This is a genomic window from Telluria sp. AZSoR62, assembly GCF_058111565.1.
In genome coordinates, this window is the sequence record NZ_JBYTST010000430.1 from 1 (window position 1) to 254 (window position 254).

Consider the following 254-nt stretch of genomic DNA (forward strand, 5'->3'; position numbering starts at 1 on the left):
GTCATCCTCAAACTGCTCGATGCATCAGGCGCGATGGAAGCTCAGGCGCTGGCAGATGAAACCTGCATTCCGATCGACTTGGTCGAAAGTATTCTCTTGCGTTTGCAGGACAAGGCTCTCATTGACGAGTCCAAAGCCATCATTGAGCAAGAACGCGACAACGGCGGCAGTGATGTTGAAAAAACGCCTGTGTATGTCACCGCGCTTTTGTTTCGTGGACTCGTCACCGGCAAAATCCTCCCTTTCATGCATTG

1 protein-coding gene is annotated in these 254 nt (G+C 51.6%); it reads left to right on the plus strand.

Translation table 11 applies throughout. The features are described from left to right. A partial coding sequence (locus tag AC3XQU_RS24335; protein WP_489876686.1) for a hypothetical protein occupies window positions 1-254 on the plus strand: 254 nt, incomplete at both ends.